This is a genomic window from Pseudomonas sp. FP1762 (assembly GCF_030687105.1).
Taxonomy (GTDB): domain Bacteria; phylum Pseudomonadota; class Gammaproteobacteria; order Pseudomonadales; family Pseudomonadaceae; genus Aquipseudomonas; species Aquipseudomonas siliginis.
This window is the reverse complement of record NZ_CP117458.1, coordinates 3685797-3700504: the sequence shown is the minus strand read 5'-3', so window position 1 is coordinate 3700504 and position 14708 is coordinate 3685797. Positions and strand designations below refer to the sequence as shown.

The window sequence follows — 14708 nt, the reverse complement described above, 5'->3', positions numbered from 1 at the left end:
ATCGTAGCGTATGCGCCCACAACAATAAGGGAATGACGAGGGTTCAAGTGGGAGCTTTTCGACTGCTGTTGGCGGTGTTGGTCGCTGTATCTCATATGGGCAAAAAGTTCGCCGGACTGAATCCTGGTGTGATCGCCGTCATCTCGTTCCTGATCATCAGTGGATTCGTCATGGCTTCGCTCATCGAGCGAAACTACCGTGAGCCGAGGAAGATCGGTCTGTTCTATATCGACAGGGCTCTGAGGTTGTATCCGCAATTTCTGGTCTACTTCGTCGCCTCGTGTCTGGTTATTCATTTTCTGTTGCCCGGTACGCCCCAAGCGGCTGAGCTGACATGGAAGACCCTGTCCACCAGTTTGCTCATGCTACCGCTTGGCTATTACATGTTCGGCGTCGGCGGGACCGAGATCCTGCCACCGGGCTGGTCGCTGGGGCTGGAAATGAGTTTTTATCTGTTGATCCCATTTCTGCTGATTTTCAAGACGCAGGGTGTCGCCTTTGCTGTCTCGGTCGGGATTTTTTTGCTGGCTTGCCTTGGCTTTATCAATACCGACGTCTATGGATATCGTCTGCTGCCGGGTGTGTTGTTCATCTTCCTGTGCGGCTGTTATCTATACCAACGCAATATCAGGGCAATGGTCGTTGTCACCGGCACAGCCGTTGCGGCGGGACTGCTGTTTGTAGCGATCATGGTCGGATGGATTGAGCGTCGTCCGTTCAATGCCGAAGTCACTCTGGGTATCGCCGTGGGCATTCCCTTGGTCTACCTGTTGACCAAACTGAAATTCCACCGGATGGACGAGTTCCTGGGCAATATCAGTTATGGCGTGTTTCTTAACCACTTTGTGGTGATGTATCTACTGCGGGGTTTTTGGCCCGTCGCGTATGACGCCTACGTTGTCGGAGCGGTGCTGGCGTTGTCATTTTTCTGCAGTGGCCTGACGTATTACTGCGTCGAGCGACCGGCGCTGAAGTTGCGTCACCACCTGCGCGGCAGGGCGAAGGAAAGGCCGGTTCAACCGGGGAGCGCCGAGAAAATTGTATCCCCTTTGGGTGAGCGTGAACTGGCATAACGCTCGGCTGTTTGCTTAAGTCAACCAAGGCCCTCGACGACACACGCCGCCCGGAGAATTCCATGACGTCGCGATTGCTGCTGGTTGCCGCGTTTACATCCTTTGTCATGGCCTGTGCGCAGGCCGCTGAATATAACCGGGTCAACACCAGCGCCAGCCAGATCAGTTTCACCTACAACCAGATGGGCTCGCGAATGTACGGCACCTTTGGCAAGTTCGAGGCGGCTCTGGATTTAGATACCGAAAACCTTGCCAACGCCCGCACCACCTTGCATATCGACCTGAGCAGCATTGACGCCGGCAGCGAAGACGCCAATACCGAGCTGGTGAAACCCGCCTGGTTCGATACTGAAAAATTCCCGCTCGCGGTATTCGAGTCCCGTCGTTTCACCCAGGTGGCCGAGCATCGTTACCAGGTCGCCGGTCAGCTCACGCTCAAAGGCATCACTCGCGATGTCGAAGTGCCGGTAGAGCTGAAACCGGACAACGCCATTGGCATTTTCGACGGCGAGCTGGTGCTCAACCGTGAGGAGTTCGGCCTCGGCGCAGGGGAGTGGGCGGACAGCGTGGTGTCGAAGGACATCTACATCAAATTCAGGGTGGTGGCGCCACAACAGTGACGGTTCGATAGATTCGGCGCGGTATGATGTCGCGGTTCGTCGACGGCTCTGATCATCGGCAACGTTTTTTATCGCCGGAGTTTGCCCATGCCACGCATCACCCACTACACCTCCCCATGCCCGGAAAGCGTCAACAGCCAGATCCTGCAAATGGTCGTCGATTACCTGACCGACATCAGTGCTGTCGGCCTCGGCCCGAGCAATCTGCTGTACAACGTTTATCAGTACGCGGTGGGTTATGAGGTGCATCTGTACCTCGAGGCGTTGAACGGCCAGAAGGGCACCGAGGTGGAATTGCTGGTGGCCACTGACGATGAGGATCCAGAGCAAGTCATCGGATTTCTCATCTGTCTGCCGGTGCAGGGCGATTGGGAGGCGTGCAGCGTCGCGTACATGGCGGTGCGTGAAGGCCATCGGCGCCAAGGTGTGGCGCGGGCGATGCTCGCGGACATGGTCGGGCGCTATCCGCATGCGGAACTGGCCTGCAGCATTGGCAAGGTGCCGTATTTCGAGGCGCTGGGTTTTGAAGTGATCGGCCAGCGCGAGACTCAGGTGCTGATGAGCACGCGGCATTACCGCAGCAACGGCTTGCGCGGGTTCATCGACACCACGCCGATCTACCGCTCGCTGGAAGTGCAGCAGATTCATACTTACTTGCTGCAGAAAAACGGCAAGCGCGCGATGCTCGATGCGGAAAAACAACGCGACCGCCATCTGGACCAGACCAGCCGCCACGTAGAAGAGTTTGTCCGTCAGCGCCTGACTCTGCACTGACCCGGCCAGTAAAAAGCCCTTGCTGCGCATTGCGCAACGAGGGCTTTTTTGTGCCTGCAATCTCAACCGATCTTGACGTTCATGGTGATGCGCGCGGTGAAGACTTTTTTGCCCTCGGTATCGTGAATGTCGACGTTGACCACCTTGTCGCCATCGCTTTGCCAATCCACACCTTCGGCGCTGGCCACGGCGGTGACGTCGGTTTTCGCCTTGGCCAGGTATTCCACGGTCATGCCCTTTGGAATCCAGCGCGCGCCGGGCGGGATCGAGACGTCGGTCATCATTCCGCCGGCCAGTTCCGCCGCGTTGCACAGGGCGATCGCATGCACCGTGCCAAGGTGATTGGTAATTTCCTTGCGAAACGGCACTTGTACGGTGGCGGCGTTCGGGCGCAATTCGCTGATCAGCGGATTGATGGTGCTGAAGTACGGGGCGAACTGACAGGCCATTTTGCTGAATGCATCCGCGCCGACGCTGTTGAACATGCTGAGAGATTGACTCATGGAAGCCTCACTGGGTGGTTTGCAGAATTATGTTCCGTTACAGAATAATGTTCTGTAACGGAACGGTATTCTGTTCGCGGCAAATCTGTCAACCTAGGCGCGATTTGTTCACGGGCACTTGATGCCTTTTTCAACCTCCGTTTTTGGACCCGAGCAGCATGGACACCGCCGATCTACTGGAGCGCAGCTACCCCGGCCGCCGCGCCGAACTCAAACGCGATATCTTTCGCAAGGCCCTGAGCCTGTTCAATGAACAGGGGATCGAGGCGACCACCATCGAGATGATTCGCGCCGAATGCGACACCAGCGTTGGCGCGATCTACCACCATTTCGGCAACAAGGAAGGGCTGGTCGCGGCGCTGTTTTTCACCGCGCTGGAGGATCAGGCGCGTTTGCGTGATGCGTATCTGGACGCGGCCAATACCACTGAAGAAGGCGTGCAGGCGCTGGTCTTCAGCTATGTCGACTGGGTCGAGCAGCAGCCGCAGTGGGCGCGTTTTCAGTACCACGCACGATTTGCAGTGACCAAAGGCCCGTTCAAGGAAGAGCTGGCCGAGCGCAACAAGACGCGCAACCTGCGCTTGGGCCAGTGGTTGGCCGAATCGGGTCGCGCCGCTGAGCTTAAGGATTTGCCTGCGGAGTTGCTGCCATCGCTGATCATCGGCCAGGCGGACAGTTACTGCCGGGCCTGGCTGGCAGGGCGAGTTAAGGGCAGTCCGATGGCTTATCGCGAAGTGCTTGCGCAGGCGGCATGGCGGTCGATTCGCGCCGAAGGTCTCGCCGAGAACTGAAATACGCAGACAAAAAAAGAGCCTCCAAGCTCTTTGATGCGGAGGAAGTAGAGCCCGTGAGGCTCAAGAGGCGTGTGAAGCAGAACTTGGGCTTGATTGGGAGTCAGTACACCCACGCCTACGCAGCGCCGGATCAATCCAGGCACCGCGTAGCTTCATCCTGGGAGCGTGCAATGGACGACTCAAGTACCGCCAATCGTCCCTGCACAATGCCGGTTCATGCCGGACGCGATCCCGGCCAACCGGATTTTTTCAGCGCCGCCAGAAGCGTCTGCGCATCCAGGCCCGGCACCGAATGGCCGTTGCCCTCGCTGCTGTCGCTGGCGAGCAGGGCATTGATGATCGCTTCTTCAACGGCTTCGGTCGCGGCCAGAAACAGCTCGCTGATGTGGTCGTTGTTGACCATGCGCAAGCCGTCGCAGGTGGCTGCGCGTTTAGCCTCGTAAGCGGCGGGCGGGACGTGATCATTGCCGGTGGCGAAGGCAATGAAGATGTCGCCGCTGTGGTCTTCGTTACCGCCGCCGGTGCGCGCCAGGCCCAGGCTGGCACGCTGTGCCAGGCGCGTGCATTGATGGGGCAGCAGCGGCGCATCAGTCGCCAGGCAAACGACGATCGAGCCCATGCCCGGGTGCGGCAGCGCTGCCCGCAGGAACGGTGAATCCTTCTGTTCCATATAGCGCCCGACCGGGTAACCATCGACGCGTAATTCACTGCGAATACCGTGGTTGGCCTGCACGATCGCGCCAACGGTCCAGCCACCCTGGGCAGCACTCAAACGGCGCGATGCGGTGCCGATACCGCCCTTGAACTCATGGCAGATCATGCCGCTGCCACCACCCACCGCACCTTCGACTACCGGCCCATCCACGGCGCCGTTCAGTGCCTCGGCGACATGCTCGGGCTTGACGTGAAAGCCGTTGATGTCATTGAGCAGTCCATCGAAGGTTTCCAGCACCACCGGCATATTCCAGTAAAGCCGCCCGTCATCCGGCTGTTGCTCACGGTCCAGCACAATCAGCGCATCCCGCACCACACCCAGGCTGTGGGTGTTGGTAAAGGCAATCGGACTGGTCAGCAGGCCGGCCTCGCGAATCCATTCCAGGCCGGTCGCATCACCGTTGCCATTGAGTACATGCACGCCGGCAAAGCACGGTTGCTGGCTGGTCGAGCCGGGGCGCGGCTCGATCAGCGTGACGCCGGTGCAGATGTCACGGCCGCTGCTGCTGCGACCGCGTACATTGCTGTGACCGACGCGCACGCCCGGCACATCGGTGATGGCATTGAGCGGGCCGGGTTGCATCTGGCCAATGAGGATGTCGAGATCACGGGCACGCGGATTCATAAGATTCAGTCTCTTCATTGAAAAGGTCGGGCGGCTTACCGCTCGGATGAGGCAGGCAGATTTCTCGCGCGGACTATTGGCCGTTCTTGACCTTGCTCCACACCCGCGTACGCACGCGTTCGGCGGCTTTGGGCAAGGGTTCGAGGGTGTAGAGGGTGGCCATGGCGGCGGGGGACGGGTAGACCGCCGGGTTGTCGCGAGTTGCTGCTGCCACCAGCTTTGTCGCGGCCCGATTGCCATTCGGGTACGACAAGTGATCACTGACCGGCGCGATCACCTCCGGTCGCAGCAGGTAATCGATAAACGCCAGGCCCTGGGCGCGATTGGGCGCGTCCTTGAGCAGTACCAGAGTGTCGAACCACACCGGCGCGCCTTCCTTTGGCAGGCTGTAGGCGATCTTTACGCCGTTATTGGCCTGCTCGGCGTTGGTCTTGGCTTCGAGCATCGCCCCGGACCAGCCAACCGCCACGCAGATATTGCCGTTGGACAGATCGCTGATGAACTTCGAAGAGTTGAAGTAGGCGATGTGCGGGCGCAGCCTGAGCAGCAGTGCTTCGGCTTTTTTGTAGTCCTCGGGATCGGTGCTATTGGGCGGCAAACCCAGGTAATGCAGGGCGACCGGCAGCATCTCCGACGGCGAATCGAGCATCGCCACGCCGCACTCGCTCAGTTTGGCCAGATTGGCTTCGTCGAACAGCAACTCCCAGGAATCCACCGGCGCTTTGTCACCCAACGCGGCGCGGACTTTTTCGACGTTGTAGCCGATGCCGTTGGTACCCCACAGGTAAGGCACGGCGTACTGATTACCCGGATCGTTGACCGCAAGTTTTTCCAGCAGATCGGGGTCGAGGTTTTGCCAGCCTGGCAGTTGATCGCGAGGCAACGGAGCGAGGGCGCCGGCCTTGATCAGGGTCGGCAGGCTGAAGTTGCTCGCCACGACAACGTCGTAGCCGCTGCGGCTGGTCATCAGTTTGCCTTCGAGCACTTCGGCGCTGTCGAAGGTGTCGTACACCGGCCGGATGCCGCTGTCGCGCTGGAAATCGTGCAGCGTGTTCGGCCCGATGTAGTCGTACCAGTTGTAGACATGCACGCTCGGTACGTCTGCCGCCATGGCGACCGAGGAGAGACAAAAACAGGCCAGCAGGCCCGGGTTGATAGATCCACGGTGACGACGCATGATGCGGCACTCCTGGCCTGTCGCAGGCCGGTGAGGAACTGGAGTGGTCAGGCTAACGGGCCGGTCACACCAGCCCCATTCCCATCATGGGTTACTCGAAAGGGGTAGTGCGTGGACGCGTTGTTGCAGGAACTGCCGGTGCATCAGAGTCTGGCGCGGGTATTTTCCCACCTCGGGCAGGAGGGTTTCTGGCGCGCGCTGGTCGACACCCTGCGCCTGCTGGTGCCGCTGGACAATGCCCTCGTCGCCCTGATGCAGCCCGGCCAGCCGCCGCGTTTGCTGATCGACTTCGACAGCAAGGGGGGCGTGGACGACCAGCAGGAGCTGGCCGGTTATACCGCCGGCATGTACCTGCTCGATCCGTTCTATCAAGCCGCCGTCAGCGGGATCAGCGACGGCCTGCACAGCCTGACGTCCGTTGCGCCGGATCAGTTTCTGCACAGCGAGTATTACCAGAGCTACTTTCGTGCCGTGGTGGGCGAGGATGAATTGCAGTTTCTGATCAACGTCGAAGGCGCGGTACTCGGCTTGTCCCTGGGCCGCTCGACCGCGTTTGGCATGGCCGAGCAGGGCCGACTGTTGTGCATTCGTGATTGGGTATTGGCGGCGATGCATCGCCACATGCAGTTGCTGCCGCCGCAAGGGCCGGTGGCTGACGCGGTGGTGGGTGATCTGGCGACGCTGCTGGACCGTTTCGATGCCCGGCTGACCGTGCGCGAGATCGACACGGCGCGTCTGATCCTGCAGGGCTTTTCCAGCAAGGCGATGGCCCAGCAGATGGGGATTTCGCCGGAGACCGTGAAAGTGCATCGACGTAATCTCTATCACAAGCTCAACGTCACCGGGCATGGTGAGTTGTTTGCACTGGTGCTGCGGCCGACGGCTTTTTGATCAACACAGAACTTGTGTGGGAGCGAGCCTGCTCGCGAAAGCGGTGTATCAGTCAACAAAATTGTTATCTGACACTGCGCTTTCGCGAGCAGGCTCGCTCCCACAGGTGAACTTACGCTGTGTTAGTGGCTGCGCTGGAAGACCAGGGCTTTCAGGCCGCTCTCTGGATCGATATCGGGAAACTCCGGCGGATTGTCCAGCCGATGATCGAAGCGCAGGCTTGGCGCTTCCTGGGTCACGCCATCAATCAGAAAGTCGGAACCGAACGACGGATCGTTCATGCACGCCAGCACCGTACCTTGCGCGGTCAGCAGTTCCGGCAAGCGGCGCAATACGCGTTGATAGTCCTTGGTCAGCAAAAAGCTGCCTTTCTGAAACGACGGCGGGTCGATGATCACCAGATCGTACGGGCCGCTGTTGATCACTTTGCCCCAGGATTTGAACAGGTCGTGGCCGAGAAAGCTGACCTTGCTCAGGTCGTGGCCGTTCAAACGGTGATTGTCGCGACCTCGGCTCAGGGCCGCACGGGACATGTCGAGATTCACCACATGGCTGGCGCCACCCTCGATTGCCGCTACGGAAAAGCCGCAGGTGTAAGCGAACAAGTTCAACACCCGCTTGCCCGCTGCCTGTTCACGGACCCAGTTGCGTCCGTAACGCATATCGAGAAACAGCCCTGCGTTCTGCTTGCGTCCCAGGTCGACGCGGTACTGCAAGCCGCCCTCGACGATGGTCATTTCTTCGATTTCCTCACCGATCAGCCATTCGGCCGTGCTTTGCGGCAGATAACGGTGCTGGATCAGCAAACTGTGCGCGCCGGACTGCTGCCACTCGGCCGAGGCGGCGAGGTGCAATAGCCAATCCCGCAGATCTTGCAGCTGCTCAGGCGCCGGTTCCTTGAACAGCGACACCAGCACCACGCCCTGCAACCAGTCCACGGTCAGTTGCTCCAGCCCCGGCCAGCAGCGTCCGCGCCCGTGAAACAAACGGCGGGTTTCGCTGGGCGCCGTTGCCAGTGCGGGCAGCAAATGAGCGTGGAGGGTAGCGAGGGCTTCAGGGTTCATGGATCAGGATCGGCCAGGCAAAGGGCCGGCATTTTAACCACAAATGAGGGGATTCGATGGGCGCCGCGCTTCGAAAAACAACACCTTGGCGAAATCCTCTGTATCAAAAATGAATTTCTACAGGGCGCGCTGCTCATACCAGATAAGCAGCGGATTCAAAACCGCTTATCAAAAATGTAATTCGGGGGAGTGCTGTTCATGTGCCCTACACCTACGTCGAGCGCGCACCTTCCTGGCGGGTTGATTCTGGTTGTCGAGGACGATCCGTTGATTCTGGAGTTTCTTTGCGAAATTCTTCAGGAGGAAGGGTTCAAGGTCGAACCGCAAACCAGCGCCGACGCCGCCTCACTGTATCTGGAAGAACACGCGGCGAACGTCGCGCTATTGCTGACCGACATCACCATGCCCGGCACGCTTAACGGCGCCGACCTGGCGAATCTGGTCGGCGATCGCTGGCCGGAAAAACCGGTGATGGTCATGTCCGGCTACGAGACGCCCGAGACCTCCGGGGTCAAGCATTCGGTGGCGTTCATCAAGAAGCCGTGGGCGATCGGTCAATTGCTCGACTGTGTGGAAAGTGCGTTCAAATCCAAGGCCCCGCAGTTGCACTGACAAGTGCTACATTGCCGGGCCAGGCTGCCCGGCCAACTGTCAGAGGATTTGTTCTTTTGTCTGCACAAGCATCGGTTTTTGATCGCGCATTCGGCGCGTTCCTGTTCGACATGGACGGCACCGTCCTCAATTCCATCGCCGCCGCCGAGCGCATCTGGTCAGCGTGGGCGGTGCGTCATGGTGTTGATGTCGAGACGTTTTTGCCGACCATACATGGCGCACGTGCGATCGACACCATCACCCGGCTGAATCTGCCGGGAGTGGATGCCGATGAACAAGCGGCGTTCATCACCGCAGCGGAAATCAATGACGTTGAAGGCATTGTCGAGATTCCTGCGGCGGCGGCATTTCTCAACGGTCTGCCGAAAGATCGCTGGGCAATGGTGACTTCTGCGCCTCGCGATCTGGCGTTGCGGCGGATGGCGGCGGCGGGTATCCCCGAGCCGGCGGTCATGATCACGGCGGAAGATGTAAAGGCTGGCAAGCCTGATCCTGCGGGTTATCTCTTGGCTGCAAATGAGCTGGGAGTCGAGCCGGCTGACTGTCTGATTTTTGAAGACGCCACGGTTGGTATTCAGGCTGCGGAAGCGGCGGGCGCGGCGTTGATGATCATCACCACCACGCACCAGCACCCGATCGAAACGGCGCATGCGACGTTGGCCAGTTACGATGCGATCGGCGTCAGGGTCGGCGCCGATGGTCTGCTTCGTCTGACGGAAATCTGATCTGTTCCGAAATGCCCCTCACCCTAGCCCTCTCCCGGAAGGAGAGGGGACTGACCGGGGGATATTCAGGTAATACGCCGACGTGAAAGGTCTTCTCTGAATCCATAATCGCTATGGTCTTTCAGGTCGAGGGCAAACTCAGCACAACTCGATCGGTTCCCTCTCCCCCGGGAGAGGGCTAGGGTGAGGGGCTACGGTCTGCCAGACACAGGGGATCGTCGATCAAACAACATCCCCGTCACCGGTCGGCAGCTCAACCATGCCGGCAATATCGCAACTACGCTGATCCATGCTTGTGAAATCGTCGCCAAAGTCGAGCGCGGTGGAACTCCTTGCTAATGAGGTAAACGCATGAAGATTGATCTGAGTGGAAAACTGGCCATCGTTAGCGGCAGCACTGCCGGCATCGGTCTGGGCATCAGCCAGTCGCTGGCCGAAGCCGGGGCGACGGTGGTGGTGATCGGTCGTGACACGGCAAAGGTCGAGCAGGCGCTGGCGAGCATACGCGAAGCGGTGCCCAGCGCGCAGTTGCGCGGTCTGACCGCTGATCTGGGCACGGCCGAGGGCGCGGAAAAGCTGTTCGCCGCCGAACCGCGCGCGGACATTCTGGTGAACAACCTCGGCATCTTCAACGACGTCGATTTCTTCGAGACTCCCGACAGCGAGTGGACGCGCTTCTACGAGGTCAACGTGATTTCCGGCGTGCGCCTGGCGCGGCATTATGTGCCGGCGATGGTTGAGCAGGGCTGGGGCCGGGTGATCTTTCTGTCATCGGAATCCGGCGTGGCGACGCCGGCGGACATGCTCAATTACGGCGTGACCAAAAGCGCCAACCTCGCGGTGTCCCACGGCCTGGCCAAACGTCTGGCTGGTACCGGTGTCACGGTCAATGCAATCCTGCCGGGGCCGACTTTCACGGATGGTCTGCAGGACATGCTCAGAGACGCGGCCGCCGAGTCCGGGCGCGAGCTGCGCGACGAAGCCGACGCCTTTGTGCGCAAGGCCCGTCCGACCTCGATCATCCAGCGCGTGGCGGATGTTTCGGAAGTGGCGCATCTGGTCACGTACATTGCTTCACCACTGTCCTCGGCCACCACGGGCGCAGCCTTGCGCGTTGATGGCGGTGTGGTCGACAGCCTGACTATCTGAATTTTCCAAAAGAGAGGTTTTATGCCAACTGCATCCGCAACCATCGACATCCCGGCCTCGGCCGATCAGGTCTGGCAATTGATCGGCGGCTTCAACACGCTGCCGGACTGGCTGCCGTTGATCACCAACAGCGAACTGAGCGAAGGCGGGCGAGTGCGCACCCTGCACACCGCTGACGGCGGCGTAGTGGTCGAACGTCTGCAGACTTTCGACAACGCTGCCCGAACGTACAGCTATTCGATCGAACAGGCACCGTTTCCGGCCAGCGATTACCTGGCGACGATCAAGGTTGAAGCCCAAGGGCATGGCGCGCGGGTGACGTGGTCGGGGCGCTTCAATGCGGTCGGCGTGAGCGATGAAGAAGTGGTGGCGCTGTTCAACGGCATCTACCAGGGCGGGCTCGAAGCCTTGCGGGCGAATTACCCGACCTGAGACGCCGATCGTTCCCACGCTCTGCGTGGGAATGCAGCCCGGGACGCTCTGCGTCCCATTTCGAAAGCCGGAACGCGGAGCGTCCCTTGAGGCATTCCCACGCGGAGCGTGGGAACGATCGGCGCGAGACGTCAGGCCTGACTGATCAAACTCTGCCGACAATCCAGCACCAGTTTCGCCCCACCCAAATCACTGCCGCCCACCTCAAGACTGAAGCCGTGCAGGCTGACTATCGCCGCAACGATCGACAACCCCAGACCAAAACCACTCTGCGGCTGGCCACCCTCGGTGCGGTAAAACCGCTGGAACACCGCCTCACGTTCCGCCTCGGGAATCCCCGGGCCTGAATCGTGCACCTCGATCCGCGTCTGCCCACCGGCATTGACCCCACGCAACATCACCGTGCCGCCGGGCGGGGTGAATTTGATCGAGTTGCTCAACAGGTTCGCCAACGCTTCGAACAGCAGTGCGCGGTCGCCATTGAGCGGCGGCAGCGTCTCCGGCATGTTCAACTGGAAACGCAGATCGCCTTCCTCGGCCAGCGGCAGATAGAACTCGTGCAACTCCTCCAGCAAACGCACCGGATCAAGTTCGACGAAACCTGAACGGCGCTGGCGATCCTCCAGCTCGGAAATCCGCAACAAACCGCGAAAGCGCGCCATCAGGGTATCCGCTTCAGCCAGTACCAAGTCCAGTTGCGCCGCTTCTTGCGAACCTTCGCCGGCCTGTTGCTGCATGCGATACAACTGCGCGCGCAGGCGGGTCAGCGGCGTGCGCAAATCGTGGGCGATGTTGTCGCAGACGCCTTTGACCTCGTTCATCAAGCGCTCGATGCGCTCAAGCATGGCGTTGACGATGGCGGCGAGCATGTCCAGTTCATCGCGGCGATTGGACAGCGGCAAGCGGTGCGTCAGGTCGCCGGCAACGATGGCCTGGGCGCTGTTCTGGATCGCGCGGATGCGCTGCAACGGTCGACGCCGCAGCAGATGCCAACCGGCGACCCCGGGAATAATCGTCAACGACACGCCCCAGAACAACGCGTGCAAAATGATCCGCGTCACCGCGAACAGCGAGCCATTGTCACGCAGCAGCACCAGCCAGCGCCCGTCACGGGTTTGCGTGGCTACGGCATCGCAGCTGTCGCTCGGCAGGGTCGGGTCATCGGAATCGGCGCACTCGGCGAGCATATGGATCTTGCCATCCAGCGGCAGTCCTTCGGGAATTTGCTGGAGTGCGCCGCCCAGGTAAACACCGTCAGCGCTGAACAGACCATAGGCGTCGATACCGCGAATATCGAAGGTCATGCTGGCCGCGAGCGCGTCTTCGAGTTGCTCGCCGCGAAAATGCGAGAACAGGTGCTGACGTTGCATCAACGAATGTTTGGCCAGTTTGTCGAGGTAGCCGGACACCTCGTAATACATGACCCCCATGAGGATCGCGCTCCACGCCACGAACAGCGAGCTGTACAGCGCCAGCAAGCGACTGCTGGAGGAGCGCCAGCCGTCAGACGGGTTCGGCAATGACATAGCCCGAGCCCCGTACCGTGCGGATCAGCGGAACGTTGCCGGCTGCGTCGATCTTCTTGCGTAGCCGGCCGATATGCACGTCGATGAGGTTGGTGCCCGGGTCGAAGTGATAACCCCAGACCTCTTCGAAAATCATCATCCGCGAGAGAATCTGGCCGCTGTTGCGCATCAGAAACTCGAGCAGTTTGTATTCGGTGGGCAACAGCGTCAGCACCTGCTCGGCGCGGCGGGCTTCGTGGCTGATCAGGTCGAGCTCGAGGTCGGCGACTTTCAGCGTGGTGGCCTGGGTGGCGACGCTGTTCTGCCGGCGCAGCAACACTTCGACCCGCGCGGCCATTTCATCGGTGGCGAACGGCTTGGTCAGGTAGTCATCGCCACCCGCGCGCAAGCCGCGCACGCGCTCATCGACGTCGGAGAGGGCGCTGATCATCAGAATCGGCGTCGCCACGCCCATGGTGCGCAGGGTGGTGACGATGGCCAGACCATCCAGCTCGGGCAGCATGCGGTCAAGGGTGATCAGGTCGTAGTTGCCGCTCACGGCGCGGTCGAGGCCTTCGCGGCCATTGTCGACCCAGTCGACGTCCAGCCCGTGGCTGCTCAGTTCGGCAACGATTTCCCGCGCGGTCACGGCGTCGTCTTCGATGGTCAAGATACGAGTCATAGGCAGGCCTGCTGATCGGTTCAAACGGAATGGCAGCATTTTGCCAAGAATTTGCCGTGGCGCTTTAAATTAACTTTCATCTTCGTCGCCTGGTGAATCAGAACTGATCGGATTTGCCACGCTTTGGTTAATGCAGAAAACCCGCAATCGGATGCGCTTTATTGCAAGTTGCACGGTCCGAGGAAGTTCAAGTTTTGTAACTCATTGAAAGAAGAGGAGTTATTAAAAGTGTGCGACTGGCACGGTCACTGCAATTCCTCACACGACGACTTGTAACACCATTTTTCATGCCTGGAGCACTACAACAATGAATAGATCCCCTGATGGCTATTATCCTGCCTTGGAAGAGTCGAGCAGCGTGTCAGGCGTGTCCTGGGGCGCGATCTTCGCCGGTGCTGCGGCTGCCGCCGCGCTGTCGATGATTCTGGTGCTGCTCGGGTTTGGCCTGGGCTTTTCGGCTGTATCACCGTGGGCCGGAGAAGGCGTCAGCGCCAAGGGCCTGGGCATTTCAACGATCGTCTGGCTGGCGGTGACGCAGATCATCGCTTCCGGCATGGGCGGCTACATTGCCGGCCGTCTGCGCGTTAAGTGGGCCAACATGCACGGTGACGAAGTCTACTTCCGCGACACCGCACATGGTTTCCTCGCCTGGTGCGTCGCTACTTTGGTGACCGCTGTGCTGGTGGTCGGTTCGGTCAGCAGCGTCGTCAGTGGCGGTGTGCAGGCGGGTGCCAACGTAGTCGGCGGTGCTGCCGGTGCGATGAGCCAGGCCGCCGGCTCTGCCGCAGCCAATACTGACAGCGATCAGTACGGCTACTTCGTCGACAGCCTGTTCCGCGATGATCGTCCTGCTGCCGTCAGCGATGACGCTGCACGCGGCACTGTGACCCGCATCTTCACGCAAAGCCTGGCCAACGGTCAGCTCAGCGCCGAAGACCGTACCTACCTCGCACAACTGGTATCGCAACGTACCAATCTGAGCCAGGCCGATGCTGAACGTCGTGTCGACGAAATCTACGCCAACACCCAGAAAGCCATCGCTGACGCCAAACTGAAAGCTCAGCAAGCGGCCGATACCGCCGCCAAAGTCGCTGCCTACACCTCGCTGTGGATGTTCGTCGCGCTGCTGGCCGGTGCGTTCTTCGCCAGCCTGGCAGCCACCTTCGGCGGTCGTCGTCGCGATGCAGTCGAGTACGTTGAAGTCGACACCTACACCACTACCACTCCGGTCCGTTAAAAAGGAGAGTCACCATGCGCTCATTACTGCTGTTTTTCCTCGGCGTACCGATCCCGATCATCATCCTGATCGCCCTGTTCGTACACTGATCCCTCTGAGGCAGGATGCCTCTGCCGCTTTCATCTTCGGGT

At 60.1% G+C, this 14708-nt stretch carries 16 protein-coding genes; 10 read left to right on the top strand and 6 right to left on the bottom strand.

Annotated elements, in window-relative coordinates; translation table 11 throughout:
- Positions 1-47 precede the first annotated feature (47 nt).
- From PSH90_RS16430 to PSH90_RS16420, 3 genes are all read left to right on the top strand, one after another.
- On the top strand, positions 48-1073 hold the full coding sequence (locus PSH90_RS16430) for an acyltransferase (RefSeq protein ID WP_305381061.1): 1026 nt from the start codon (positions 48-50) through the stop codon (positions 1071-1073).
- Between the two features lie 62 nt (positions 1074-1135).
- Entirely contained in the window at positions 1136-1693 is a 558-nt protein-coding gene (locus PSH90_RS16425) for a YceI family protein (protein WP_305381059.1), read from the top strand.
- A gap of 87 nt (positions 1694-1780) precedes the next feature.
- Positions 1781-2467, top strand: coding sequence for a GNAT family N-acetyltransferase (locus tag PSH90_RS16420; RefSeq protein WP_110600861.1), 687 nt, complete (start codon positions 1781-1783; stop codon positions 2465-2467).
- A 62-nt stretch (positions 2468-2529) separates the two neighbouring features.
- On the opposite strand, the gene PSH90_RS16415 is transcribed toward PSH90_RS16420, so the two are convergent.
- Positions 2530-2970, bottom strand: coding sequence for a hotdog fold domain-containing protein (locus PSH90_RS16415; RefSeq protein ID WP_095182037.1), 441 nt, complete (start codon positions 2968-2970; stop codon positions 2530-2532).
- A 158-nt stretch (positions 2971-3128) separates the two neighbouring features.
- On the opposite strand from PSH90_RS16415, the gene PSH90_RS16410 reads away from it, so the two are divergent.
- Complete coding sequence (locus PSH90_RS16410) at positions 3129-3761, top strand: TetR/AcrR family transcriptional regulator (RefSeq protein WP_130899260.1); 633 nt, start codon at positions 3129-3131, stop codon at positions 3759-3761.
- 217 nt (positions 3762-3978) lie between these two features.
- Here the strand turns inward: PSH90_RS16410 and PSH90_RS16405 are convergent, their stop codons facing one another.
- Together PSH90_RS16405 and PSH90_RS16400 are read right to left on the bottom strand one after the other, a co-directional pair.
- Positions 3979-5103 carry a P1 family peptidase gene (locus PSH90_RS16405; RefSeq protein WP_258706899.1) on the bottom strand — a complete coding sequence of 375 codons (1125 nt, stop codon included), beginning with the start codon at positions 5101-5103 and terminating at the stop codon, positions 3979-3981.
- A gap of 73 nt (positions 5104-5176) precedes the next feature.
- Positions 5177-6280, bottom strand: a complete 1104-nt coding sequence (locus tag PSH90_RS16400; RefSeq protein ID WP_305381056.1) for a polyamine ABC transporter substrate-binding protein — start codon at positions 6278-6280, stop codon at positions 5177-5179.
- 111 nt (positions 6281-6391) lie between these two features.
- Between PSH90_RS16400 and PSH90_RS16395 the strand changes: the two genes are divergently transcribed.
- A complete protein-coding gene (locus PSH90_RS16395; RefSeq protein ID WP_305381054.1) occupies positions 6392-7171 on the top strand; it encodes a helix-turn-helix transcriptional regulator in 780 nt (259 codons plus the stop codon).
- Positions 7172-7293: 122 nt separating this feature from the next.
- Here PSH90_RS16395 and PSH90_RS16390 read toward each other — a convergent pair whose 3' ends face one another.
- The gene (locus tag PSH90_RS16390) at positions 7294-8235 is read right to left on the bottom strand and encodes a class I SAM-dependent methyltransferase (RefSeq protein WP_305381053.1); all 942 of its coding nucleotides are present in this window, start codon (positions 8233-8235) and stop codon (positions 7294-7296) included.
- A 198-nt stretch (positions 8236-8433) separates the two neighbouring features.
- Between PSH90_RS16390 and PSH90_RS16385 the strand changes: the two genes are divergently transcribed.
- From PSH90_RS16385 to PSH90_RS16370, 4 genes are all read left to right on the top strand, one after another.
- Positions 8434-8847, top strand: a complete 414-nt coding sequence (locus tag PSH90_RS16385) for a response regulator (protein ID WP_056788985.1) — start codon at positions 8434-8436, stop codon at positions 8845-8847.
- Positions 8848-8903: 56 nt separating this feature from the next.
- A complete protein-coding gene (locus PSH90_RS16380; RefSeq protein WP_305381051.1) occupies positions 8904-9572 on the top strand; it encodes an HAD-IA family hydrolase in 669 nt (222 codons plus the stop codon).
- Between the two features lie 351 nt (positions 9573-9923).
- Positions 9924-10721 (top strand): SDR family NAD(P)-dependent oxidoreductase, encoded by a 798-nt coding sequence (locus tag PSH90_RS16375; protein ID WP_305381049.1) that lies wholly within the window; start codon positions 9924-9926, stop codon positions 10719-10721.
- Positions 10722-10742: 21 nt separating this feature from the next.
- A complete protein-coding gene (locus tag PSH90_RS16370; protein ID WP_305381047.1) occupies positions 10743-11153 on the top strand; it encodes an SRPBCC family protein in 411 nt (136 codons plus the stop codon).
- Between the two features lie 131 nt (positions 11154-11284).
- On the opposite strand, the gene PSH90_RS16365 is transcribed toward PSH90_RS16370, so the two are convergent.
- Together PSH90_RS16365 and PSH90_RS16360 are read right to left on the bottom strand one after the other, a co-directional pair.
- On the bottom strand, positions 11285-12679 hold the full coding sequence (locus tag PSH90_RS16365) for a HAMP domain-containing sensor histidine kinase (protein WP_217849334.1): 1395 nt from the start codon (positions 12677-12679) through the stop codon (positions 11285-11287).
- Positions 12657-13340 carry a response regulator transcription factor gene (locus PSH90_RS16360; RefSeq protein ID WP_056788996.1) on the bottom strand — a complete coding sequence of 228 codons (684 nt, stop codon included), beginning with the start codon at positions 13338-13340 and terminating at the stop codon, positions 12657-12659. Before PSH90_RS16360 ends, PSH90_RS16365 begins: the two co-directional genes overlap by 23 nt.
- A 307-nt stretch (positions 13341-13647) precedes the next feature.
- Here PSH90_RS16360 and PSH90_RS16355 point away from each other — a divergent pair, with 307 nt between their 5' ends.
- The gene (locus tag PSH90_RS16355; RefSeq protein ID WP_056788998.1) at positions 13648-14577 is read left to right on the top strand and encodes a hypothetical protein; all 930 of its coding nucleotides are present in this window, start codon (positions 13648-13650) and stop codon (positions 14575-14577) included.
- Positions 14578-14708: the final 131 nt, after the last annotated feature.

What these genes read in the sequence shown, in the direction of transcription:
- PSH90_RS16425 (WP_305381059.1), top strand. Translation starts at nt 1,136, where the DNA reads ATGACGTCGCGATTGCTGCTGGTTGCCGCGTTTACATCCTTTGTCATG.
- PSH90_RS16420 (WP_110600861.1), top strand. Translation starts at nt 1,781, where the DNA reads ATGCCACGCATCACCCACTACACCTCCCCATGCCCGGAAAGCGTCAAC.
- PSH90_RS16415 (WP_095182037.1), bottom strand. Translation starts at nt 2,970, where the DNA reads ATGAGTCAATCTCTCAGCATGTTCAACAGCGTCGGCGCGGATGCATTC.
- PSH90_RS16410 (WP_130899260.1), top strand. Translation starts at nt 3,129, where the DNA reads ATGGACACCGCCGATCTACTGGAGCGCAGCTACCCCGGCCGCCGCGCC.
- PSH90_RS16405 (WP_258706899.1), bottom strand. Translation starts at nt 5,103, where the DNA reads ATGAATCCGCGTGCCCGTGATCTCGACATCCTCATTGGCCAGATGCAA.
- PSH90_RS16400 (WP_305381056.1), bottom strand. Translation starts at nt 6,280, where the DNA reads ATGCGTCGTCACCGTGGATCTATCAACCCGGGCCTGCTGGCCTGTTTT.
- PSH90_RS16390 (WP_305381053.1), bottom strand. Translation starts at nt 8,235, where the DNA reads ATGAACCCTGAAGCCCTCGCTACCCTCCACGCTCATTTGCTGCCCGCA.
- PSH90_RS16385 (WP_056788985.1), top strand. Translation starts at nt 8,434, where the DNA reads ATGTGCCCTACACCTACGTCGAGCGCGCACCTTCCTGGCGGGTTGATT.
- PSH90_RS16375 (WP_305381049.1), top strand. Translation starts at nt 9,924, where the DNA reads ATGAAGATTGATCTGAGTGGAAAACTGGCCATCGTTAGCGGCAGCACT.
- PSH90_RS16370 (WP_305381047.1), top strand. Translation starts at nt 10,743, where the DNA reads ATGCCAACTGCATCCGCAACCATCGACATCCCGGCCTCGGCCGATCAG.
- PSH90_RS16365 (WP_217849334.1), bottom strand. Translation starts at nt 12,679, where the DNA reads ATGTCATTGCCGAACCCGTCTGACGGCTGGCGCTCCTCCAGCAGTCGC.
- PSH90_RS16360 (WP_056788996.1), bottom strand. Translation starts at nt 13,340, where the DNA reads ATGACTCGTATCTTGACCATCGAAGACGACGCCGTGACCGCGCGGGAA.
- PSH90_RS16355 (WP_056788998.1), top strand. Translation starts at nt 13,648, where the DNA reads ATGAATAGATCCCCTGATGGCTATTATCCTGCCTTGGAAGAGTCGAGC.